The organism is Polyangium sp. 6x1 (genome assembly GCF_029946515.1).
Lineage (GTDB): Bacteria > Myxococcota_A > Polyangia > Polyangiales > Polyangiaceae > Polyangium.
This window is the reverse complement of the sequence record NZ_JARZHH010000008.1, coordinates 187,069-207,900: the sequence shown is the minus strand read 5'-3', so window position 1 is coordinate 207,900 and position 20,832 is coordinate 187,069. Positions and strand designations below refer to the sequence as shown.

The 20,832-nt window shown below is 68.7% G+C and carries 28 protein-coding genes; 27 read left to right on the top strand and 1 reads right to left on the bottom strand.

Features of this window, described 5'->3' with window-relative positions:
- Positions 1-80: 80 nt before the first annotated feature.
- The 27 genes from QHF85_RS11465 (at position 81) to QHF85_RS11335 (ending at position 20,181) form a co-directional block, all read left to right on the top strand.
- Positions 81-1,037 (top strand): SpoIIE family protein phosphatase, encoded by a 957-nt coding sequence (locus QHF85_RS11465; RefSeq protein ID WP_281327168.1) that lies wholly within the window; start codon positions 81-83, stop codon positions 1,035-1,037.
- Entirely contained in the window at positions 1,034-1,540 is a 507-nt protein-coding gene (locus QHF85_RS11460) for an ATP-binding protein (protein WP_281327167.1), read from the top strand. Before QHF85_RS11465 ends, QHF85_RS11460 begins: the two co-directional genes overlap by 4 nt.
- Positions 1,537-1,944, top strand: a complete 408-nt coding sequence (locus QHF85_RS11455) for a hypothetical protein (protein WP_136928624.1) — start codon at positions 1,537-1,539, stop codon at positions 1,942-1,944. Before QHF85_RS11460 ends, QHF85_RS11455 begins: the two co-directional genes overlap by 4 nt.
- A gap of 200 nt (positions 1,945-2,144) precedes the next feature.
- Complete coding sequence (locus tag QHF85_RS11450) at positions 2,145-3,686, top strand: ATP-binding protein (protein ID WP_281327166.1); 1,542 nt, start codon at positions 2,145-2,147, stop codon at positions 3,684-3,686.
- Positions 3,687-3,922: 236 nt separating this feature from the next.
- Positions 3,923-4,108, top strand: a complete 186-nt coding sequence (locus tag QHF85_RS11445) for a hypothetical protein (RefSeq protein WP_281327165.1) — start codon at positions 3,923-3,925, stop codon at positions 4,106-4,108.
- A 223-nt stretch (positions 4,109-4,331) separates the two neighbouring features.
- Positions 4,332-4,454, top strand: a complete 123-nt coding sequence (locus tag QHF85_RS11440; RefSeq protein WP_281327164.1) for a hypothetical protein — start codon at positions 4,332-4,334, stop codon at positions 4,452-4,454.
- The gene (locus QHF85_RS11435; protein ID WP_281327163.1) at positions 4,451-4,840 is read left to right on the top strand and encodes a hypothetical protein; all 390 of its coding nucleotides are present in this window, start codon (positions 4,451-4,453) and stop codon (positions 4,838-4,840) included. Before QHF85_RS11440 ends, QHF85_RS11435 begins: the two co-directional genes overlap by 4 nt.
- Positions 4,837-5,181 carry a hypothetical protein gene (locus QHF85_RS11430; RefSeq protein ID WP_281327162.1) on the top strand — a complete coding sequence of 115 codons (345 nt, stop codon included), beginning with the start codon at positions 4,837-4,839 and terminating at the stop codon, positions 5,179-5,181. Before QHF85_RS11435 ends, QHF85_RS11430 begins: the two co-directional genes overlap by 4 nt.
- Positions 5,178-5,345 (top strand): hypothetical protein, encoded by a 168-nt coding sequence (locus tag QHF85_RS11425; protein ID WP_281327161.1) that lies wholly within the window; start codon positions 5,178-5,180, stop codon positions 5,343-5,345. The genes QHF85_RS11430 and QHF85_RS11425 overlap by 4 nt, the downstream gene beginning before the upstream one ends.
- Positions 5,332-5,658, top strand: coding sequence for a hypothetical protein (locus tag QHF85_RS11420; RefSeq protein WP_281327160.1), 327 nt, complete (start codon positions 5,332-5,334; stop codon positions 5,656-5,658). Before QHF85_RS11425 ends, QHF85_RS11420 begins: the two co-directional genes overlap by 14 nt.
- Positions 5,655-5,852, top strand: a complete 198-nt coding sequence (locus QHF85_RS11415; protein ID WP_281327159.1) for a hypothetical protein — start codon at positions 5,655-5,657, stop codon at positions 5,850-5,852. The genes QHF85_RS11420 and QHF85_RS11415 overlap by 4 nt, the downstream gene beginning before the upstream one ends.
- Complete coding sequence (locus QHF85_RS11410) at positions 5,849-6,118, top strand: hypothetical protein (protein WP_281327158.1); 270 nt, start codon at positions 5,849-5,851, stop codon at positions 6,116-6,118. Before QHF85_RS11415 ends, QHF85_RS11410 begins: the two co-directional genes overlap by 4 nt.
- Positions 6,115-6,345 carry a hypothetical protein gene (locus tag QHF85_RS11405; protein WP_281327157.1) on the top strand — a complete coding sequence of 77 codons (231 nt, stop codon included), beginning with the start codon at positions 6,115-6,117 and terminating at the stop codon, positions 6,343-6,345. The genes QHF85_RS11410 and QHF85_RS11405 overlap by 4 nt, the downstream gene beginning before the upstream one ends.
- A 93-nt stretch (positions 6,346-6,438) precedes the next feature.
- Complete coding sequence (locus QHF85_RS11400) at positions 6,439-7,263, top strand: site-specific DNA-methyltransferase (protein WP_281327156.1); 825 nt, start codon at positions 6,439-6,441, stop codon at positions 7,261-7,263.
- Positions 7,260-7,967, top strand: coding sequence for a hypothetical protein (locus QHF85_RS11395; RefSeq protein WP_281327155.1), 708 nt, complete (start codon positions 7,260-7,262; stop codon positions 7,965-7,967). The genes QHF85_RS11400 and QHF85_RS11395 overlap by 4 nt, the downstream gene beginning before the upstream one ends.
- 118 nt (positions 7,968-8,085) lie before the next feature.
- Complete coding sequence (locus QHF85_RS11390) at positions 8,086-8,733, top strand: hypothetical protein (RefSeq protein WP_281327154.1); 648 nt, start codon at positions 8,086-8,088, stop codon at positions 8,731-8,733.
- Positions 8,730-9,275 carry a hypothetical protein gene (locus QHF85_RS11385; protein ID WP_281327153.1) on the top strand — a complete coding sequence of 182 codons (546 nt, stop codon included), beginning with the start codon at positions 8,730-8,732 and terminating at the stop codon, positions 9,273-9,275. Before QHF85_RS11390 ends, QHF85_RS11385 begins: the two co-directional genes overlap by 4 nt.
- Positions 9,272-9,829: a hypothetical protein gene (locus QHF85_RS11380; RefSeq protein ID WP_281327152.1), complete on the top strand. Its 558-nt coding sequence runs from the start codon at positions 9,272-9,274 to the stop codon at positions 9,827-9,829. The genes QHF85_RS11385 and QHF85_RS11380 overlap by 4 nt, the downstream gene beginning before the upstream one ends.
- The gene (locus tag QHF85_RS11375) at positions 9,810-10,010 is read left to right on the top strand and encodes a hypothetical protein (RefSeq protein ID WP_281327151.1); all 201 of its coding nucleotides are present in this window, start codon (positions 9,810-9,812) and stop codon (positions 10,008-10,010) included. Before QHF85_RS11380 ends, QHF85_RS11375 begins: the two co-directional genes overlap by 20 nt.
- Complete coding sequence (locus tag QHF85_RS11370; RefSeq protein ID WP_281327150.1) at positions 10,010-10,231, top strand: hypothetical protein; 222 nt, start codon at positions 10,010-10,012, stop codon at positions 10,229-10,231. Before QHF85_RS11375 ends, QHF85_RS11370 begins: the two co-directional genes overlap by 1 nt.
- 115 nt (positions 10,232-10,346) lie before the next feature.
- Positions 10,347-11,363 carry a sigma-70 family RNA polymerase sigma factor gene (locus QHF85_RS11365; protein ID WP_281327149.1) on the top strand — a complete coding sequence of 339 codons (1,017 nt, stop codon included), beginning with the start codon at positions 10,347-10,349 and terminating at the stop codon, positions 11,361-11,363.
- A 392-nt stretch (positions 11,364-11,755) separates the two neighbouring features.
- Positions 11,756-12,604 (top strand): hypothetical protein, encoded by an 849-nt coding sequence (locus tag QHF85_RS11360; RefSeq protein ID WP_281327148.1) that lies wholly within the window; start codon positions 11,756-11,758, stop codon positions 12,602-12,604.
- Between the two features lie 2 nt (positions 12,605-12,606).
- Entirely contained in the window at positions 12,607-13,005 is a 399-nt protein-coding gene (locus QHF85_RS11355) for a helix-turn-helix domain-containing protein (RefSeq protein WP_281327147.1), read from the top strand.
- A 47-nt stretch (positions 13,006-13,052) separates the two neighbouring features.
- The gene (locus tag QHF85_RS11350; RefSeq protein ID WP_281327146.1) at positions 13,053-14,192 is read left to right on the top strand and encodes a PEGA domain-containing protein; all 1,140 of its coding nucleotides are present in this window, start codon (positions 13,053-13,055) and stop codon (positions 14,190-14,192) included.
- A 199-nt stretch (positions 14,193-14,391) separates the two neighbouring features.
- Positions 14,392-15,441 carry a hypothetical protein gene (locus QHF85_RS11345; protein WP_281327145.1) on the top strand — a complete coding sequence of 350 codons (1,050 nt, stop codon included), beginning with the start codon at positions 14,392-14,394 and terminating at the stop codon, positions 15,439-15,441.
- 414 nt (positions 15,442-15,855) lie between these two features.
- On the top strand, positions 15,856-16,692 hold the full coding sequence (locus QHF85_RS11340; protein ID WP_281327144.1) for a hypothetical protein: 837 nt from the start codon (positions 15,856-15,858) through the stop codon (positions 16,690-16,692).
- A 54-nt stretch (positions 16,693-16,746) separates the two neighbouring features.
- The gene (locus tag QHF85_RS11335) at positions 16,747-20,181 is read left to right on the top strand and encodes a DNA methyltransferase (protein ID WP_281327143.1); all 3,435 of its coding nucleotides are present in this window, start codon (positions 16,747-16,749) and stop codon (positions 20,179-20,181) included.
- 175 nt (positions 20,182-20,356) lie between these two features.
- On the opposite strand, the gene QHF85_RS11330 is transcribed toward QHF85_RS11335, so the two are convergent.
- Entirely contained in the window at positions 20,357-20,824 is a 468-nt protein-coding gene (locus QHF85_RS11330) for a hypothetical protein (protein ID WP_281327142.1), read from the bottom strand.
- Positions 20,825-20,832 lie beyond the last annotated feature (8 nt).

Below are 20,832 nucleotides of genomic sequence, written 5' to 3'. Positions count from 1 at the left end.
AGGAGAGGGGAACGTAGGGCGCCCGTGTCGGAGGATTTGTTCGAACGATGACCGCATCGAAGGACAGCTCGTCGGATCCGGTGGCCGAAGCTCGGTCGGAGCAGACGGATCTCGAAGCCGTCAAGGCGCTCCTATCGGACGACGCTGCTTGCAAGGCTTTGCTCGCGCGCGACGGCGGGGCTCTCGAGCTCCTTGCCCGGTGTCGGGGCCTGGTCGAGCAATGCGAGCGTCTCCGGGCCGACATCGACGAGATGTCTGTGGTGCACGAGCTCACGCTCGAACACGCGACGCGCATCGAGAACGAGCTCGAGCTTCAGAACCGGATCGTGAGCGAGGACCTCGAGGTCGCCCGAGGGATCCAGCAGGCGCTCTTGCCAGACCCGTCGGCGCTCTCCGCGGAGCTGGAAATCGCCATCTACCACAAGCAACTCGCGGAGGTTGGCGGGGACTATTACGACTTTTCCCAGCTACCTGGGGAACGCTTTGCGGTCAGCGTGTTCGACATCTCGGGGCACGGGGTGTCGTCGGCGCTGATCATGTCGTTCTTGAAGGCACAGATCGAGAATGCGACGCGGCGTTCCGAAAGCCCGAGCGCGATCGTGGATTGGGTCAACCGTGCGTCGTATGCCTTTCTCCGCGGAGTGAGGCGGTATGCCACGGTGAACTTCGTGGTCTTCAGCGATCGGTTCATCCGGTATGTCTCCGGCGGAGGATATGGACTCCTGGTCCGGCACGGGATGCAGCGAACGTTCAACAGGGTGGGCAATTACATCGGTTTGAGGACCAAGCCGTTCCGTGAGTTCGAGCTGCCGTTCGAGCAGGGAGACGTCCTGGCGCTGTACACGGATGGTATGGTCGAGGCTTTAGATGCAGAGGGAAAGGGTTATACCGTGCAACGTCTCAATGACATCATCGCGCGGCATAGCGAAGAACCCGTCCAGGATATCCTGAAGAGATGTGTGGACGACTATACGTCCTTCAGGGCCGAGGACATCGACGACATCACGCTCCTCATCATGCGAAGGTGCGCTAAATGAGCGCCGGGGGCAACCGGACGCAGACGGCCGTCGGAGCGTCGATTTCCATCGCGCCGCTCGATCACGTGGCCGGGGACGTGGCAGGCCTGCTCGGGAACTTTCTCTTCGACCTTTTGGGGATGTTTTACCCGCGGCAGATCTGCTCGAAGGCGAACGTGGTCGTCATCGAGCTGGTCACCAACGTGATGGAGCACTGCTCGATCCGTGACGGCGCATTGCGCGTCGACCTGAAGATCGACGGCGACGAGCTCATGATCACCGTGGCGAATCCTGCCACGGAAGACGAGTTCAAAGCCGTGAGCGATCGCTTCACCGTCATCGCCAACGCCGAGGACCCGCGAAAGCTCCTCGCTGACACGGTCTATCGCCGGCGTATCGACAAGGCGAAGGGAGGCCTCGGCCTCATGCGGCTCACCGCGGAGAGCAAGTTCAAGCTCACGGCTGAGTACGAGCAGGGGTTCCTCGTTGTCAAAGCGCTATTCCCGATGAGAGGTTTCGCATGAAGGTCCTCACCTACGGTGAAATCATGGACGGCGGACTGAGCGTGTTTCACTCGGTCGCGAAGCTCGATGATCATCACCTCATCCTGACGTTCGAGGGCGTCATCCGGGTGGACAACCCCTACCGCTACCTCCACACGTACCTCGAGGAGCTTGCGAAGGTCCTCCCCCGGCAGTCCGTCACCGAGACGACGATGGACTTCGTCAAGATGCGCTTCTGCAACTCGAACGGGTTCTACGTCATCATGGATATCGTCGACGCGGTCTACAACCTCGTCCCCGGCCGCGTCACCGTGCGCCGTATCGCCGACGACGATTGGCAATGCGAGACCTTGCCCATCCTGCTCAATCTGAGCGAGGAGCACATTGCCGCGAGGACGAACTTCGAGGACGTCAAAGCGCCCTGACCGTCCGGCCGCTCGAGCTATCGAGCGCCTCGTCCGCCTCCCCGTCATCCGTTTTTGCTCAAACGGAAAACCTTTCCATCCATCCCCTTCCGGATCTCCGCGCCTCTGGGCGCCGCCGTTCCTCCAGGATCGCGCGCGTGCACGATCCGTAGTATTTTGGTCCCGATCGCCTGAGCATCGTGAAGCCAAGAGGTACGGCATTGGAGCGCTCGGAGGCGCCTTGCGCACGCGCGGCGTGGAAACGTTACGCGGTGGCGCTGCTATCGGCCGGGCTCGGCCTCGGCGCGCGGGTATTGCTGACACCAGCGCTCGGCCACGCTGTCCCGTTCATCACGATGTTCCCCGCGGTGGTGCTGAGCGGCTGGTATGGAGGATTCCGAGCCGGAATGCTCACCACGCTCGTCGGCGGCTCCAGCGTTGCATGGTTTTTCCTTCGATACGATTACCCGGACATCGAGGGCGAGATCGAAGAGGTCACGAGCCTGATCGTTTTTCTCTTGATGGGCGTGCTCATCAGCTGGCTGACGAACGAGCGCAACGTCGCGATCGCGCACCTGCGCGAGGCCCACAATAACGAGCGTGTCGCCCGGCAAAACGCCGAGCAGGCGACGGCGCGCGTGGAGGCGCTGCGCAGCGAGGCCGAGGCCGCCAACCGCGCGAAAGACGAATTTCTGGCGATGCTCGGTCACGAGCTCCGAAACCCGCTCGCCCCGATGGTCACGGCGCTCGAGCTCGTCCGGATGCGGAGCGGCGGACAGCTCGGCCGCCCGGAGCAGGTGATCGAGCGGCAAGTGCATCACCTCGGCCGGATGGTCGACGATTTGCTCGACGTCTCGCGCGTCGCGCGTGGCCTGATCTCGCTCTCGAAGCGCCCCATCGAGCTCGAACCGGTGATCACGCGCGCGCTCGAGATGGCGAGCCCGCTGCTCGAGAGCCGTCGCCACCACGTGACCGTGAACGTGCCGCGGACCGGGCTCTTCGTGAACGCGGATCCCGACAGGCTCGCGCAGGTCTTCGCGAACCTGTTCACGAACGCGGCGAAGTACACCGATCCCGGCGGGAACGTCGAGGTCTCGGCCGAGCGGCACGGCGACACGATCGTGGCCACGGTGCGCGACACCGGCATGGGCATGAGCCCGGAGCTGCTCGCGCGTGTGTTCGAACCCTTCGTGCAAGGTGCGCAGAGCATGGAGCGCAGCGCAGGCGGGCTCGGCATCGGCCTCACGCTCGTGAAGAGCCTGGTGTCGCTGCACGGCGGCGAGGTCTCGGCGCGCAGCGACGGCGCGGGTCACGGCAGCACGATCGAGGTGCGACTGCCCGCGCATGACCGCGCATCGCTGCCTGCGGCGGAAGAGGCGCGCGCGCCCGCGCCAGCGTTGGCCGCGCATCGGGTGCTCGTCGTCGACGACAACGAGGACGCGGCGACGCTGCTCGCGGAGGTGATCCGCGCGCAAGGATGGCCCGTGGCCGTGGCCTTCGACGGGCCGCAGGCGCTCTCGATGATCGAGTCGTTCGCGCCGGACGTGGCCGTGCTCGACATCGGCCTGCCGGTGATGGACGGCTACGAGCTCGCCGCGCGGATCCGCGAGCGGCTCGGGGCGCGGGCGCCGCGCCTGCTCGCGGTGACGGGGTACGGCCAGGAGGAGGATCGCAAGCACACGACCGAGGCGGGCTTCGAGCACCACCTCGTCAAGCCGGTGAGCACCGACGATCTCCTCGCTGCGATGAACGGGCTGCGATGAGGACTTTGCGCGCCACAGAGGATTCGAACCTCTGGCCTTCGGCTCCGGAGGCCCGCGCAGAACGCAGTGATTCCAAAGGGATAGGCCCACAAAGGGGAGATGGCGGGGAGATGGCGGGGCGGGTCTCCACGCTCGCCGCTTCCCACGTCGTCACGGTTGCGAATTGTGAGCCTGGACACGGACATGCGCTCGCGGCTGCGGCGACAGTTCTTGCCTCGCGTACCGCCGCGGGCCTGATGGTCGACGCGGCGACGGCGGCGGAGCTCGTAGCGCGCGCCGAGCGGTACGTGCGTGCGGTGGCGAGCCGTAATCGGTTCGTCAATCGGTACGCGCTCGACCTCTGCGATCTGCTCCTCGAGACGTTCGCGGACGCGTCGCATCCCGCGGCGAAGATGACGCGAGCGATGCGCGGGGCGGGGTGAGCGATGGCGGCCCGCGGTGCGGACATCGGCACGCGTCCGGCCTCGTCTGCGTCCTAGCCAGGGAGAGCGACGAGCACGACCGGGGCGACCTCGACCTCGAGCATGCGGCGGACCTGCCGCGCGGCCGAGGGCGCGTGCGGTGGGTGCGTAGCGGCGGGCCGCTCTTCCTCGAGTGTGGCGCCCCGGTGACTTGGGCGCGGGGAATGTTCGCAGGTCAAAAACTATGAACTCAAACAAAACCACGAAGCACATCCCGATGCCGATGAACGGCCGGATGTCGGAGCACTTCTACGAGAACGGGATCGATCTGCTGAAGCAGGCGCGGCGCAGTTGGGGCATCACATGAAGCGAAGTACAACGACCAGGACCAACGGCATCGACACGAACGCCAGGACGCGCAGCAACACGGATCGTGTGCACCTCGCGCTGGCAGACATCGAGGCCGCGCGCGTGACCGTGCGTGGCATGCATCGCCTGGGTGACGTAGACGGCGCGCCGAACCCTTCGCAACGGCTCGGAATGCTGCCGGGCCTGCCCCCGCCGGACCGGGAGGGGCTGCGCGTCTTCCTGCACAACGTCGCGCGCGCGCAGGGCGCGCTCGAGGCGGAGATCCCCGCGCGCAGGGGCGCCGCGCGCCTCCGGCTCGAGGAAGCGGCGCGGCTGCTCGATCGGGCGTTCTTGAACGCGCTCCGCGCGCTCGAGTCGCGCGGCCGCTGGGAGGGCGCGCGATGACGGCGCCGAGGAAGCGGCGGCGGTTCGGCACGGCGGGCGCACCCGCGGTGCACGTGGATCTGTGGCTGCCTCGGTCCGGACTGATGGCCACGGTCGAGCTAACGCGCGTGCCGCAGGTCGGCGACGCCGTGCGCGTGGACAAGGTCTACCACGGCGAGAATGCGCTGCTTGGGCTGTGGGAGGTCATCGCGGTTGAGCACTACAGCATCCATCCCCGCGAGTGGACGGACGGAATCGTGACGGCCGCCCGCCTCGCGGTGCGGCCTCTCGTGGCGCGCGGGGAAAAGCCGCGCCGCATCGCGCACGCGCCGCGTGTGCGCTGGGGAGAGCCGGGCTCATGACCGTGCGGGTCTTGCAGAAGAGCGCCGTGCGTCTGCGCGGCAAGACGGGCGAGGTCCTCGGCTCGTGGACCTTCCGTGGGCGTCGCGTGTTGCGCGTGATGATCGAGGGCGTGCCCTGGGGGTTCTACGCCGCGACGAGGAGGGTCGAACGTGGGAGCTCGTGAAATCGTGACGGGGACGGTCGTAGGCGCCGGCCGTGCCGTGGAGACGGCGCGGCCCGGGCAGCGGCTTACGAACGCGCAAGCGTCGCGCGTCTATCGCGACCAGGGCGCGCAGCACCTCATCACCGCTCGGCAGTCGGTAAGCGTAGGCGATCATCGGCTGGCCTCCTCGTACTGCCGGAAGGCGGCAGAGGCGTTCGACATCGCCGCCACATACGCCGAGCGGGAGAGCGACGCGCATGCGGGCAAACCCTCGAAGGGTCGGCCCATCCGGCACACGTACGAGCTGCCGCGCGCCGCTGAGGAGGGCCGATGATCCGCGCGCTCTTGATGGCTCCTACCGTGCGCGTGGTCGACGAGGGCGAGGGGCACGCGGGGATGGTGATCCTCGACGTGAAGCAGGGCGACGCGGAGGTCCTCGTCGGGCTCGCGCCGTGTCGCGCGCGTGCCCTTGCGGCGGAGCTCGTGCGGCGCGCCGAGGCGCAGGAGAGGAGCAACGGCGCGCGATGACCACCCGACGCAAGGGCGAGCCCATCGCTTGCGGCCGCTGCCTCTCCTTCGACATCGTGGTCGGCGGCCGCTCGTGGCAGTGCCTCGCGTGCGACGACGGGGGACGCCTCGCGGAGGTCGAGGCGCTGCCGGTCGAAGACGAGCTTGCGGATTACCTCGCGCAGCCGGCGCTGCTCGGACCGTTGACGTCACACGAGGGGCGGATGACCGCAGCGCGGTTGCTGCTGGCGTTCTTCGGCCGAGGACGCGGGGAGGCGCGGGCGTGATCGTTGCCGTCCTTCTGCTCGCGATCGCCCTCGTCGTTCTGGCGCTGCTCGCGACGAGCGGCGCGGCGGAGGCCGAGGCCGAGCACGGGCCGGATTGGTGGCTCAAGGCCTGCCGATGCGGCCACATGCGGGCCTTTCATGACGAGCTAGGGCACGGCGCCTGCGCCTACTGCGGCGACCGCTGCGCGTGCGTCGGGTTCGTCGAAGCAGAACACGCGCCGAGATAGCCGCAGCGGAAGCGAACGACAAACGGAGGCCCGGCAGCGTGAGCGCGCTCGGGTTGGCGTCGAGGTGTACCCGACGCGAGGAGGGATGAGAGCTTGAACTGCATCGAAGAGGTGAACGGCACGGCCTCGCGCATCGCGCCGCGCGAGGGCTCGATCGCGGATGTCATCGCGGGCCGGGCCGAGTGGGCGATCACGAGCGGGGATGCGGTCGACTTCCTCGAGCTCCTGCCGCCCGGGTGCGTCGATGCCGTGTGGTGCGATCCGCCCTATTGCTCGGGGGGCTTCCTCGAGACGGCCAAGCGGCGCGCACGTGGCATGCTCCAGGCCGCGACGATCAAGCGCCTCGGCTGGTTCGTGAATGACAACATGGGGACCACGGGCCTCGTGTGGTTCCTGCGGGCGGTCGCCATGCGCGCGGCTCGCGCGTTGCGCCCCTCGGGGCACTTCGGCTGCTTCACCGATCACCGGATGATCGACGCGCTGAAGCCCGCGCTTGAGTCGAGCGGGCTCCGGTATGCGAACCTGCTCATCTGGGACAAGCTGACGCCGGGCCTCGGCAAGGGGTTTCGAGCGCAGCACGAGGTGGTGCTGCACTTCGTGAACCGCTCGCCCGAGTACCACGCGAGCGACGAGGGCAATATTCACGGCGTGCGGCGCGTGCCGCCGAAGAAGAAGAACCACCAGACGCCGAAGCCGCCGGAGCTCATCGCGCGCCACCTTCGCGTGGTCGCTCCTCCTGGGGGCCTCGTCGTCGATCCGTTCGTCGGGGGTGGCGGCATCGGGGTTGCGGCGCTGAGGGTTGGTGCGCGGTTCATCGGCTGCGACGTCGACTTGGGCATCTGCGAGGACGCGCGCGGGGCGCTGCGCGCAGAGGCGGCTGCGCTCGCGGCTCCAGCGCGTCGGGAGCGGTCGACGTGAAGCCGTTCTACGAAGGGCAGGGCGTGCGCATCTGGCACGCCGCGTTCGAGGCAGTCCTCGCGGCTGGTGTAATCGATGTGCAGCGCCTCGCGCTCGTGCATGCGGATCCGAGCTACGGCGTCAGGGAACGTGTCCGTCGCCGTAGCAACCGGCGCGGCCTTGTGCCCAGCAAAACGCCGCGCGTGGCAGGTTATGCGCAGGCGCACGATTGGCCCGAGATCGAAGGAGACGATCGCCCGTGCGACCCCTCGGCAGTGCTAGCTCTCGGCCGCCCGACCGTGCTGTGGGGGGCGCAAAACTACGCCTCACGGCTACCGGACTCGTCCGCGTGGTGGTGCTGGGATAAGCGCGACGGGACAACAAGCGACGATAACGGCGACGTCGAACTCGCCTGGACGAACATCGGACGCCGCACGCGGCGCTTTGGGCACGCATGGCGTGGACTGGCACGTGCGAGCGAGACCGGACGCCCGCATCTCCACCCCACCCAGAAGCCCGTCGCGCTGTCGACTTGGGTATTCGAGCAGGCCGGTTTGAAGCGGGGTGATCGGGTGTTCGTGCCGTACATGGGCAGCGGGCCGGACATCGCCGCAGCACTTGGGAGGGGGCTCTACGTCGACGCGTGCGACGTAGCGGAATGGTGCTGTCGGGTCGCGGTCGCCGAGCGCATCGCGGGTCCGCTCTTCGCGACGAGCGGGGCGTGACGCGTCGAGACGGCCGCATGTCGGCGAGCTGCCGGCGTGCGTGCAAGCGCCGATGAGGTGGTGCCTGCCGAGCAGGCCAAACGAGGGCCATCGAGCCCTCCGGGGAGAGGAAGAGGGAATGACACACAAGGATCTCGGGCTGGCGCTCGAGAAACGGAACGATCTGATCGAGCTGCTGCGCGACGCCGACCGAGGCGGCCGCGCGCTTTGGGCGATCGCCGATCATGACCTCGAGATCGAGGCTGCGGCGATCCTCACGCGCCGCAACGAGGCGCGGGTTTACTTCGGCGCCGCGCCGGAGCTCCGCGCGCTCGCGCTCCTGCCGCCGCTCTGCGAGCACGGCGCGGACGAGCGGGCGATCTTGCGGGCGGCACGTGAAGCGGTCTTCGCGGCGCTCGCGCCCGGGGAGCGCGGGGCGCTGTCGGCGGCCGAGTTCAGCGCACGCGCGAGGTCTGGCCGGCCCACTCGTCGCGCCGACCTTCGCGCGCTCGCGGAGGTGGCCCGCGCGCCGGTCTCGTCCATCGAGGGTGCGCCGCGCGGCCTGATCGGGTCGTTCTCGCTCGCCGCGCGTGACCTGGAGGCAGTGATCACGCGGAACGTTGCAGGCGGGCCGCGCGTGCACTTCGCGAGCGCGCCGCCGTTGCGATCGGTCGCCCTGCTGGCGAACGCAGCCGATACGACGGAGGCCGCCGAGCGGGAGGGCCGGCACTACCTCCGGACGCTCCTGCACATGGAAAGGCTCGCCAGCCTCGGGAGGGCTGCATGAGCGCGCCGAGCGACTACCGGAAAGAAGAGGCGCTGGAGTTCGTGAGCGGCGTGCTCACGGGCCTGGGCATGTTGTGGGACGATCCCGGCTTCGGGGTGTTCGTCGCGGAGCTCGTGCGCGTTTGCGACGGCCACGCGCCCCCGGACGAACCAGAGGTGGAGTCGAAGCCTCCCGCTGAGGGGGTGGCCGCGATCAACCTCTTCCGCCGTAGGTTCAGCGCCGCCGTGGAGCGGCTTGACTACGGGCAGACCGAGCGACTTTGCGGGGAACTCCTCGACAGGATGATGGCCGTCGAGGTGCCCGCAGCCGGCGATCGCTTGCGGAGGCTGCTCGAGGGGACCACGCCGAAGGGGCTGCGCCCGTTGGCGACACGCGCGATCGTCGCGGCAGTCGAGGCGCTGCATGCAGCGCTCGCGGAGGCGTTCGGCCAGGCTTACGACCTCGCGATCGTCGCAGGGGACACGGTGCTCGCGGCGCGCGCGCGGAACGGAGAGACGGAGATCCGCCCGCGTGCGGAGGGGAGCCAGGAGGCTGCACGATGAGCAAGGTGCAGGAGCACCAGGGCGACGAGCACGACGACGCGCGGGAGATCGAGGCCTGGGCCGAGGGCCTGCGGCCCTGGTCGTGGGGGCGCGCGTGGGCGTGGCTGCGCGAGAAGTTCGAGGCGTTGTGTTCGGGCGAACGCCGGCCCAAAGCGGCGCAGGTCGACGCCACCGAGGAGCGGGCCGAGGTGCGGGCCGAGGTGCGGGCCGAGGTGCGCGCCGTGGAACGCGACCAGCGGGGACCCGCCGAGGAGTTCCGCGGCTTCCTTTGGCAGGGCGACGATCCGGGGCTCGCCGCACCTGTGCCGTTCGAGCTGTTCGACGGGCCCCACGCGCACCGCCCGGTTCTCGTTGACAGCCTCGAGCGGGGCGCGCGGTGTGACGCATGCGGCAAGGCGGCCGGCTACTGCGTGGGCGCGCGGTACTGGATCGGCCCGTGCTGCGAGACATGCACGCACACGCCGAGCGAGCTCGCGGCGATCGAGGCCGACCGCGTGACCGAGCCCGGCCCCGCACCTTCCGACCGAGGCGAGCATGCCGCCGACGTGCGGTGAGCACGTCCGCGCGGAGCTCGCCGCGCGGGGACCGATGAGCGCGGCGATGGTCGCCGCGCTGCTCGGTTTGCCGGTCAAGCGGGTCGAGGCGGCCCTGGCCACGCTCGCCCGCGACGGCCAGGCCCGACAGTCGCCGGAACTCGGCCTCTGGCACGTCGAAACGAGGAAGGAGTCGCGGTAATGGCGGTGGAAGAGGTTGTCCTGGCCTTCGCGTCCGCCGTAGAGGAAGCGGCGCGGGGGCCCGAGTGGAACCAGGCCGAGGAGAAGCCGCGCGTGTCGCCCGAGTTCGCCATCGCTCGCGGCGTCGCGGCTGCGCTGGAGCTCTGCATGACGCCCCGGGCACGCGCCGTGCTGCGCCTGACAGCGCGTAACCTGCGCGAGCGACGCGAGCGCGGCGGTTGACCGCTACCGGCGACTGCGCCGCGAGAACGAGCCCAGACCGACCAGGGCGGACCCCTCACGAAAAAAATCGACATCGGGGTGAATCAAATCGTCTCCGAGAGGGCCATATGGGGATGTGACACCCGCGCCCGTCGAGACCCCGCCCCGCGACGTCGCCTTCGCCGAGCTGTACGAACGGTTCGCCCAGGAGCTCCCTCGCTGGCTCCGTTGGTTTGGCGTCGCCGGGGCCGAGCACGAAGACGCGGTTCAAGAGGCCATCGTCGCAATCTGGACGAACGCCTCCGACGTGATGCGAGATCCGCGCGGCCCGAGGGTCGCCATGTTGCGGCTCGCGCATGCGGTCGCGCAGCGCGTCCGCCGTGGCGCGGCTCGGCGGCGACGGCGCGAGTTCGAGGCCGCGGAGCTTACGCCGTCGCAGGGAGTCGACGTCGAGCGCTCGATCGAGCTCGTTCTGGCGATCGAAGCCTTGCGGCAGCCGTATCGGCAGGCCGTGATTCTCTGCGACGTGTACGAATACACGGTTGCACAAGCGGCCGTCGAAATGCGCGCCCCCGTGCCTTCGGTGAAGAATTGGCTGGCCCGGGGTCGAGCGGACGTGCGGCGCGAGGTTGACAGGCGGAGCGAGCGCGCGGGGCTCATCATCGCGCCGTTTGCGCTGGGGCTCGATCCGGTCACACGTGCATCCTTCGCCGCGCTGCACGCGGCGGAGGGGCGTGCCCCGAGCGTTGGGGGGCCGGGTGGCCCTTCGGGGCAGCCTCCTGCGGCTCCTGCGTTTTTCGTGCCGCTCCCGCCCCCGCCGGCCAATCCGTGGATCGTCGCGGCCATCACGGGAGGCGTATTCCTCACGTTCGGCGTAATCGTCGGCCTCGCGGTGCTATTCGTGCCGCGGCCGGTGAAGCGACCGCCGATGATTGCGCGCGCCGGTCTGTACGTGCCCGAGGTACGCAGCGACAGCGCGCCCGCGGCGCCCGCGCAGGTCGCTCCCGTCGAGCCCGCGCCGAGGCCGACGCAGGCCGCGCGCGGACGCGTGCGCCGGGGGAGTCCGCCGCCGAGGCCTCCCGCCGCGGCACCTGAGCTGCCGCATCTGCCGGATCTGCCGCGGCGTGTCGTGCCGCCGCGCGCCGGCCCGTAAACGAAGCATTCGGACGAGACGGCACGCAGAGCGGGCGCAGGGGTAGGGACGCCACGCTCGCGCGCATCTGGCCAAGGTACACGGAGAAGGACTGCTTCTGCGTCCGCTCTGCGTGCCGTCTCGCGCTGAGCCCTTGAACGCCGCGGCGTCGCGCCGCGCTGGGGAGAGGTGCGTCCATTGAAACCGAGACACGTAAACGCCGCGCCGGTCGGGCCTTCCGGCGCATCGGCCGAAGACCGCCCGACGGAGCCCGGCACGTATTGGGAGCGCCCTACATTGCCGGAGGCCGGACATCTGGCCGCGCGAGAATCGGAGCCGGCGCCGCCGTCGATTCCCCGGTGGTCATTCCTGCGATGGTTTGCCGGGGCCGTGGCGTGCCTGAGGGGGCGCGCATGATTGTCGCACGTGCGCAAAGCTCCGCGCCCGAGACGGTGCCCTGGCGGAAGGGGCTGCGGTCTTCGGCGGCCGGCGTCCTCGAGCGCCTGCCGCTGCTCAACCGCGCCGAGACGGCGGATGCTCTCGACATGCTGCGCGGCGAGCTCGCGATGCGCGGCCATGGGCACGACGTGCGGCTGCTCCTGCTGGCCATTGAACGCCTTGCGCCTATCGCCCTCGATCGGGGCGCGCCGGGTGTCCCGTTGGTCCGCGTGCGTCAGGCGTTCCCGCTCATGTCGCGTGGAGACCTCGACGCGGCTCTGCTCGACGCCGAGGCTCGCCGCCTCGTGGCGCTCGTGCCGGCCGATTACGTACTGCGCAGCATTGAGCGGGCTGCCGCGCTTCCGACTCTCGATCGGGGGCTGCTCTACTACTGTGCGCCTCCGGATAGCGGGAGCTTGCCACCGTCGCGGCGCACCGCACCCGACGCCCTCGCGCTTCTGCGCGAGCTCGCCAAGCGCGAAGACGCTACCGAGGCCTTCGCCAAGGTGGACGCGTGGATCGTGCGGCTGCTCGAGGCTCGCCGCGGGCCTCTTCCGACGGACGGGCGGGACGTGCTCCGGAAGATCGGCGACTTCGCCAGGAGCTACCAGGGCGTGCCCGGGGTTCCGTTGTCCGTGCTGCGGTACGCGTTCGCGGAGCTCCCTCGACCCGCATTCGATCGCATCGTCCTCGCGCTCGAGGCGGAGAGACGGCTCCGGCTCTTGCCGATGTTCCCTGGCGAGGCCTTCGCCGATCCGTGCGCGGCCATCGAGGACCCGCGCGGGCTGCTCTACTACTGCGCCGCCGACCTCGGGAGGCGCTGACCGTGGACCGGCTTGCGTTCTCCTGGTGGCTCCATGCCCTGGGAAAACGGGTTCGGGATCTACGTCTCGCGCTCGACTTGTCCCAGGCGGCCGTGGCAGCCCGGGCGGGGATCAGCGCATCTCACCTGTCGAAGGTCGAAAACGGCTGCGCGAATGCCACCGTGGACACCCTGCACGGGCTCGCGGTGGCTCTCGGCGTCGCATTGATCGATGTGCTGAACATCGAAAGCGGCCCCCGTGGCGTGTTCATCGAGGCCACGCGCGGCCTACCCCGCGTCGCCCTTGCACGCACGCGGAAGCGGCTCGAGTCGAAGATCCGGCCCAGCCGCCCCGGTCCGAGGTCGCACACGCGGGGCCGCGTCCGTCGTGGCCGTGCGCTGACGCTCGCGCCGCGAGCCTAGAATCACCTCGCCAACCGGAGCGGTTTGTCAGAGAATGACCGCCGCCCATGGCCCGCGCCTTCGTTCGTCTCACCGTGACCGCTGCCGCGCTCGCGTTTACGCCCGCGGCCGCCGCGGAGACCTCGGCCGCCATCGCGACGACGACCACGGCGCAGGGCCTCGACTTCCGAACGCTCGTCGACCTCGGCGACGCGGCACGCGCTCAGGGCAAATCGGAGGCCGCGCGCCGTGCGTACCTGCACGCCCTGACACTCCGGCCGAACGAGCCGACCGTTCTAGGCCGCTTGGGCCTCACCGCCGCGGAGCTCGGGCAATGGGTGCGGGCCGTCGAGCTCCTGCACGATGCCATCGAGGGCAACGGTGGAGACTCCGACGCCGAGCGTGAGACGTTCGGGAAGATGTTCACTCGGGCCCGTAACGAGATCGGCCTGGTCCGCGTGACGTTGAACGTCGTGGGCCCGGTCGTGCACATCGACGCGGAGCGGCTGACCGGCACGGGGGCCGGGTTCGTGGCGTACCTCGAGCCCGGCCGGCACGAGCTCCGCGCCGAGGCGCCCGGGTTCGTGCCGTACGTCCAGGGATTTACCGTGACGAAGGGCGGAACCCTTCCGCTCCAGATAGAGATGCAGCGTGCGCCGGATCCGCCACCGGACCCCGCGCCAAGCGCTGCGCCGGCTCGCGAGCCGGTAGGCCCGTCCGCCTCTCACAGCCCCCGCTTCGTCGTGGGCCTCGGTGCCTCACTTGCGGGGGGGTTCGCTCCGGGCGCGGCGCTCGGTCCGGTCGGGCTCTTCGAGGTTCGATGGCCCGTGAGCACCGTCGGGCTGTCCGTGGGGCTCGATGCGCGCGGGGTGAGGGGGCTCGGTCGTCTCGAGTTAGCCCCCGACTCGACGCTCTGGTCGGTATCGGCAACCCTCCCCGTCTGTGTCCACGCCCATCGCGCCTTCTTGTGTGGCTTGGGGCAGATCGAAGCCGTGATCACACCGGGGATCACGGACACGGTCCGCCCCGTGGTGGGCGCGGGGGCGCGGCTCGGGGTTGACCTTTTCTGGGGGTCCTTCGGCGTCCGCGCATGGGGTGAGGGGGTCCTGCGACCAGTGCCCCCGGGTTATTCGCTTGGCGGTTTCGTGGTTTGGCGAGGCTCGGAGCTCGGCGGGGCTCTGAGCCTCGCGGGGGTAATGATTTTCTAGACCGGGGAGGTTTTCCGTGTATCGTGCAGCCATGCGGCGACAAACCTGGATGAAGGCGGCGATCGCGGCAGCAGTTGCCGGCGCGGGCCTTGTGCATGGGTGCGGCTGGGAGGGTTCTTCCTCCGCAGACCGATGTCCGTACCGTCCCGATCATCCGCAATACAATGAGCCCGCTTGCCGCTACGCGCGTGGAGAGTGCGTGCCGGAGCTCCCCGCGTTCTCGAAATACTGCGATGCCGGCACCGACGCGGCCCAGGTTGACGACGCGGCCATGGAGGCGAAGAGCTGCGCGCCGCGTGGCGTCTGCATTCCGAACGAGCCCGACGGATTCGAGCCGCCGCAACCCTTCTGGATCGGACCGCACGACGAGGCGAAGCTTTTTTGTCCCGACGACGTGGGTTCGTTCGGCTCGCTCGCGTACGCCGATCTTCAGCTCCCTACCGCAGGCTGCCCCGCGTGCGTGTGCGGGCCGATCGAGGGCTCCTGTTCGCCGACGCCAGGCTCGATCCTCGTCCGCGCGGGCTCGTGCGCCGAGGCGCAAACGCCCACCGTCGACTTCGGAGCGCCGGCCGGTTGGGACGGCTCCTGCACGAGCGCAGGCGCGCTCCCGGCCGGCGCGGAGTGCCCGCCGGGGAGCGGCATTCCGTGCGCGCAATCGGTCTACGCCTCGGCGCTACCCGACCCGGTGGAAGGGTGCAAGCCCGAGCCGCCACCCGTGCCCAAGGCGACGGCCGACGCGCCGTGGTGGGAACAGGTCGCGCTTTCATGCAGCGCGAGTCCGCCCGCGCCCGCGTGGACATGCGAGGCGGCGGATACCACGTGCCAGTGGAAGCTGCCCCCAGGCTATCGGCACTGCGCGCGGCGCGAAGGGGTCCACGCGTGCGTCGAGGGATCGCCCTACGCGGAGCGGTTCGTTGTCTATCCGTACGACGCGATCAAGGACTCGCGAGGGTGCAGCCCGTGCGCGTGCAAGGCGTCCGGAGGGGTGTGTTACGGGACGTTCGGCGTGTACGAGGACGACGCGTGTTCGGTCCCCGTCTCCGTTGGCGGTCTCGGCTCCCTCAAACACGAATGCGACGATGTGATTCCCGCCGGCCGGGCCATCGGGAGCAAGGAACTCACGGATCTCGTGTACGTACCCGGCAAGTGCCAGCCCTCGGGCGGCGCGGCGTTCGGAACGGTGGAGCTCGACGACACGCACGCCGTCACGTGGTGCTGTATGGCGCCCGCACCGGCGCCCGCGGAGTGACCTCAAGCGGGGTAGGGACTGTCCGATCTTGTGTCCTCGTCACGACCGGGGCACCTTGTAGGCGTGATTCGCAACCGCGCGACGGATGGCCCGCTCCCAAGGACCCCTACGACGCTCCGCCGGCTCCTCGCCTCGTCGGCCCTGGCCGCCCTCCTCGGCGCACCGGTGACGGCGCGTGCGCAGGGGGCGCCGCCCGCCGAGCCCGAAGCGCCTGCCGGCCAGCCGGCAGCCGAACCGGCACCCGCAGCGCCTTCCGCGCCGCCGGCCGAGGCGTCCGCAGGCAGCCCCCCGCCCGCCGCGGCACCTAAGCCGCCCGCAGCCAGCCCTCCGCCCGACCCGAAGCAAGGCCGGCCTGCTGGCCCGCCCCGGAGTCCGGGCCGCGTAGGTTCCGGCGTCCCATCGCCCTTCCCTTCGATGGGCACCCCTTCAGAGCCGGCTCCCACCGAGCCCCCGCCCTACGCAATGCCCTTCCTGCTGCGCCCCGTCACGGCCGGCAATCTGGTCGGCATTGATGTGTCGATCGCGCTCGCCAGGTCCACCACGACGATCCCCATCACTTGGCGGTTCCACAAGGAGATCATCCCCGGCCTGGCCGCTGTCCTGCGATGGTCGATCGTCCACGATGTGACCGTACGCGGTACGTCGTTCGTGAACCCCATCCTCGGGGCCCTGTACTCGATTCCGCTCGATCGGAAGCGCTGGACCCTCGGCCTTTTCGGGGGGACGACGCTCCCGATTGGCACCGGGCGCGCTGGCGACACCTCGACGGTGGCCGCGAATCTCGCCGGCCGGCCGGCACGCGCCGCGATGGATAACGCGACGTTCGACGTCGACTTCATCGCGCCCATGCTCGGCGCGGGGATCGCCTACGTCACGGACCGGATCACCGCGCAGATGGAGTTGACGCTCGGCGAGCATGTCCGCGTTCGAGGCGCAGCCGACGGGGACAAGGCGCGGACTAACCTCACGGCCGCGGGGCACTTCGCGTTTTTTCCGATTCGCGAGCTCTCGATCGGGGCCGAGGTTCGTTATCAAGCGTGGCTGGTCAATGGCTCGATGGAGATCGGCAACGAGCCCGCCGCGGTCGACAACTGGACGATCGGCATAGGGCCCCGCGGCAACTTCAGGCTCGGACAGCGCGACGTATGGGTGCGGCCCGCGATCTCGTTCTCGATGAGCCTAGACGCCCCGAACGGGTTCGCGGGGGAGCAGTACAAGATCCTGCAGGTCGACGTTCCGATCGTCTTCTGACGCGATCGGCCCTTCCTGTCGGGGGCGTCCGTGGGCTACCCTCCCGCCTCCGCCATGGACGTCGCCGCCTTCGTCGAAAAGTGGAGCGCCTCCGGCGCCTCCGAGCGCGCCAACAAGGACCTCTTCCTCGCGGAGCTCTGCGACGTGCTGGGCGTGCCCCGGCCGGAGCCGGCCACGGGAGACCCCGCCCGCGATCGGTACGTGTTCGAGAAGCCGATCCCGATGACGCAGGAGGGCGGCAAGGTCACGACCAAGCGCGCGGACCTCTACAAGCATGGCTGCTTCCTCCTCGAAGCGAAGCAGGCCGCCGCGGCCGGGCAGAAGAAGAGCGGCAAGACGCAGCGCGGGACGGACTCGTGGGACCTCGCGATGGTCGACGCTCGCGGGCAAGCCCTCGGCTACGCGAGCGCGCTCGACGAGCCGCCGCCGTTCCTGATCGTCTGCGACATCGGGTACGTGTTCGAGCTCTACGCCGACTTCGACGGCACGCGGCGCTGGCCCGCCTTCCCGAACGCCCAGAACCGGCGGATCTACCTTCGCGACCTCGCCAAGCACCGCGACACGTTGCGCGCGGTCTTCACCGATCCGCTGTCCCTCGACCCCTCCCGCCGGGCCGAGCGGGTGACGCGCGAGGTTGCCGCCCAGCTCGCGGAGCTCGCGAAGAGGCTGGAGGCCGAGAAGAACCCGCCCGAGGCCGTGGCCAAGTTCCTCATGCGCTGCATCTTCACGATGTTCGCCGAGGACGTGGCGCTCCTGCCATCGCGGCTCTTCACCGAGGGCTTGGAGCACCATTGGATCACGAACCCGCGCGCCTTCCCTTCGGCCATCGAAGGGCTCTGGAGCGCGATGAACGAAGGCACCTCGTTCTCCTACTTCGGCAAGCTCCTCCGGTTCAATGGCGGGCTCTTCAAGCAGCCGACCGGCCTGCCGCTCTCGAAGGAATCGCTCGCGCTCCTGCTCGAGGCCGCGCGGCGCGACTGGTCCGAGGTGGACCCGGCGATCTTCGGGACGCTCCTCGAGCGCGCCTTGAACCCGAAGGAGCGGCACAAGCTCGGGGCCCATTACACGCCCCGCGCCTACGTCGAGCGGCTGATCCGCCCGACGATCGAGGAGCCGCTGCGCGAGGAATGGGAGAACGTGCAGACCGCAGCGCGGAAGCTTTACCAGAGCGGCAAGGAGAAGGAAGCTCGGGCGGCCGTGCGCGCCTATCACGCGAAGCTGACCCAGACGCGCGTCCTCGATCCGGCCTGCGGGTCGGGCAACTTCCTTTATGTGACGCTCGACCTCTTCAAGCGGCTCGAAAGCGAGGTTCTTGCGCTGCTCAACGACCTCGGCGAGCGGCAGGAGCTCTTGCACGCGGAGGGGATCCGCGTGACGCCTGGGCAGTTCCTCGGGATCGAGGTGAAGCCGTGGGCCAAGGAGATCGCAGAGCTCGTCCTCTGGATCGGCTACCTCCAATGGCACTTCCGTACTTATGGGAAGTTGACGCCGCCGCCGGAGCCCGTGCTCCAGGACTTCAAAAACATTGAGTGTCGGGATGCCGTGCTCGCGTGGGATCGGGAGGTGCTGGTCCGCGACGAGAAAGGCAAGCCCGTGACGCGGTGGGACGGGGAAACCACGAAGAAGCACCCCGTCACGGGGGAAATGGTGCCCGATGAAACGGCCACCGTTCCAACGTACCAGTACATCAACCCCCGAAAAGCGCGTTGGCCCGAGGCTGACTTTATTGCAGGAAATCCGCCGTTTGTTGCCAATCGCAATATGCGAAGCTTCTTCGGGGACGGCTATGTGGAGGCGCTTCGTGCCGCCTACCCGGAGTTCCGCGATGCCGTCGATTTTGTCATGTACTTCTGGTGGCGCGCAGCTAGCTCAGTAGGCGCACGGACGGTACGCCGGTCGGGGCTGATCACGACCAACAGCATTCGCATGGTGCAGAATCAAGGCGTTGTCCGTCAAGCGTTGGCATCCGATTGTAAGCTCGTGTTCGCTATCCCGGACCACCCTTGGCCGGACGACCCTGCCAACGCCAAGGTGCGTATATCGATGACGGTTGTCGCCCATAAGGAGGACACCGCGTCCCCTAGGCTTTTGCTGACGCCGATGCATGATCGGGTGGCGAGAGGTCAGGACCGAGCTACCGTCGTTGCAGAGTCGGACCTTCGCGCAGTGGACGTGTCGGCGATCTCTGCGGATCTTTCGCCTCAAGTCGACGTGTCTGCATTGCGGGATCTCCGGGCCGCAGAACAACTCGATAGCGCGGGCATGAAGCCCTACGCTGCGGGGCTCGTCATCAGCTCCGACGTTGCGCGCAAGCTTCTTCCGGACCCCAAGGCACGAGCGCAATACGCTCCGCAATACCGTAACGGGCAGGATATCGGTCAGGCACCGCGGGGCGTGCACGTATTGGATCTATTCGGCCTGTCCGAAGCGGCGCTTCGCTCCACGCTCCCAGCGGTGTATCAGTACGTCCTCACTCATGTCCGACCCGGGCGTCAAGCCGAGAGGAATAAGCGGCTTCGCGACGAATGGTGGCTGTTTGAGGCTAACAGGCCGCAGCTCCGAGAAGCGATCAAGGGGCTTGAACGCTACATTGTAACCGTTGAGAATTCGCCAGTTCGGGTGTTCGTGTTCCTCGACAGTGACATTCTGCCGGATCAGAAGCTTCGTGTAATTGCAACACAGGATGCCTTCGTTTTAGGGGTCCTTTCCTCTCGGCCTCATGTCGTATTCGCTAACCGGCTCGGTGGTCGGCAGGGGGTGGGCAACACGCCCGTCTACAACACCCGTTGCTTTACACAATTTCCATTTCCGGCACCCCCTGCCAAGGTCCAGAAGCGTATTAAGGAACTCGGAGAGTTGTTGGATGTTCATCGCAAGCAACAGCAGGCGGCGTATCCGGACCTAGCGCTGACGGGCATGTACAACGTGCTTGCAAAGCTCCGCAGCGGCGAAGAGCTGACGGATAAGGAGCGAAATATCCATGACAAGGGCCTTGTTTCTGTCCTGAAGCAGATCCACGACGACCTAGACTCCGCGGTCTTCGAGGCGTACGGCTGGCCCTCCGACCTCACCGACGAGCAGATCTTGGAGAAGCTAGTTGCCCTGAACGCCGAGCGGGCCGCGGAAGAGGCGCGCGGGATCGTTCGCTGGCTCCGTCCCGAGCTTCAGAACCCCAGCGGCGCGAAGGCCGCCGCGCAGACCACGATCGCCACCGGCACGGAGGCGCCCAACGAGGAGGAAGCGCCGGTCGCCGAGGCGCCAAAGGCGAAGGCCTGGCCGAAGAAGCTCCCCGAGCAGATCGCCGCGGTCCGGGATCGCCTCGGCACGCTCCGCGGAGCGTTTACAGCCGACGACGTTGCCGCCGGCTTCAAGGGTGCGAAGAGGGCCGACGTGGCCGATCTACTCGATGGCCTCGCCGCCGTCGGCGTGGTCGTCGCCATGGAGCGCGGCAAGAGATGGAAGGTCGCGCTACGGCGCGCGGTGTCCTGAGCCCCGTAACACACCTGGGGGACACAGGGTTTGGCTTGACGAAACCCCTTCCGCCGCCTAGGTTTGTCGGCGGGTCCTCCTGCCGCGGAGATCGGCGCGGGCTCGCGGTTGGTTGGCCAGGACCACGAGACCCGCGCCGGTCTCCCCTTTTCATGCGTGCGGCGGGATCGCTCGGTCACTCGTCGTCATCGGCCGCGAGCTCGTAGCGGATGGCGTGCGCGTGTCCGCAGTGCGCACAGATCACCGCGTCGCCCTCGACCAAGGCTCGGCGCGGCTCCTCGATGTCCTCGTCGCGGCTGCCGTTCAGGTCTGCCCCGCACGAATCGCACGGCTCCACGCCCCAGGCGCCGAAGCGGCCGGGGTAGGGGGCGAGCTTGAAGATCCCCGCCGCGGCCTTGCTGGGCACCAGCAGCCCGTCCCCCTCGACCGTCACCACCCACGCGCCCGCGTACCTCGGGAGCTTGCGGAGCTCGCCGGGCGCGGCACTGGCCTTCCGCCCGTCGTCGAGCTCCACGAGGTAGCTCGTCTGTCGCAGGCCGGGCACACGCTTCGCAGCGCGCACGAACCCGCCCGAGGCTTGTCGCTCCGGCGTCCCCAGGATGAGCACGCGCTGGCCGGCCTTGTAGGTCGTCGCTCGCGTCACGCTATCCC

Coding starts and splice junctions, on each gene's coding strand:
- QHF85_RS11460 (WP_281327167.1), top strand. CDS start 1,034: ATGAGCGCCGGGGGCAACCGGACGCAGACGGCCGTCGGAGCGTCGATT.
- QHF85_RS11455 (WP_136928624.1), top strand. CDS start 1,537: ATGAAGGTCCTCACCTACGGTGAAATCATGGACGGCGGACTGAGCGTG.
- QHF85_RS11445 (WP_281327165.1), top strand. CDS start 3,923: ATGGTCGACGCGGCGACGGCGGCGGAGCTCGTAGCGCGCGCCGAGCGG.
- QHF85_RS11440 (WP_281327164.1), top strand. CDS start 4,332: ATGAACTCAAACAAAACCACGAAGCACATCCCGATGCCGATGAACGGC.
- QHF85_RS11435 (WP_281327163.1), top strand. CDS start 4,451: ATGAAGCGAAGTACAACGACCAGGACCAACGGCATCGACACGAACGCC.
- QHF85_RS11430 (WP_281327162.1), top strand. CDS start 4,837: ATGACGGCGCCGAGGAAGCGGCGGCGGTTCGGCACGGCGGGCGCACCC.
- QHF85_RS11425 (WP_281327161.1), top strand. CDS start 5,178: ATGACCGTGCGGGTCTTGCAGAAGAGCGCCGTGCGTCTGCGCGGCAAG.
- QHF85_RS11415 (WP_281327159.1), top strand. CDS start 5,655: ATGATCCGCGCGCTCTTGATGGCTCCTACCGTGCGCGTGGTCGACGAG.
- QHF85_RS11410 (WP_281327158.1), top strand. CDS start 5,849: ATGACCACCCGACGCAAGGGCGAGCCCATCGCTTGCGGCCGCTGCCTC.
- QHF85_RS11390 (WP_281327154.1), top strand. CDS start 8,086: ATGACACACAAGGATCTCGGGCTGGCGCTCGAGAAACGGAACGATCTG.
- QHF85_RS11385 (WP_281327153.1), top strand. CDS start 8,730: ATGAGCGCGCCGAGCGACTACCGGAAAGAAGAGGCGCTGGAGTTCGTG.
- QHF85_RS11380 (WP_281327152.1), top strand. CDS start 9,272: ATGAGCAAGGTGCAGGAGCACCAGGGCGACGAGCACGACGACGCGCGG.
- QHF85_RS11375 (WP_281327151.1), top strand. CDS start 9,810: ATGCCGCCGACGTGCGGTGAGCACGTCCGCGCGGAGCTCGCCGCGCGG.
- QHF85_RS11370 (WP_281327150.1), top strand. CDS start 10,010: ATGGCGGTGGAAGAGGTTGTCCTGGCCTTCGCGTCCGCCGTAGAGGAA.
- QHF85_RS11360 (WP_281327148.1), top strand. CDS start 11,756: ATGATTGTCGCACGTGCGCAAAGCTCCGCGCCCGAGACGGTGCCCTGG.
- QHF85_RS11350 (WP_281327146.1), top strand. CDS start 13,053: ATGGCCCGCGCCTTCGTTCGTCTCACCGTGACCGCTGCCGCGCTCGCG.
- QHF85_RS11340 (WP_281327144.1), top strand. CDS start 15,856: ATGGGCACCCCTTCAGAGCCGGCTCCCACCGAGCCCCCGCCCTACGCA.
- QHF85_RS11335 (WP_281327143.1), top strand. CDS start 16,747: ATGGACGTCGCCGCCTTCGTCGAAAAGTGGAGCGCCTCCGGCGCCTCC.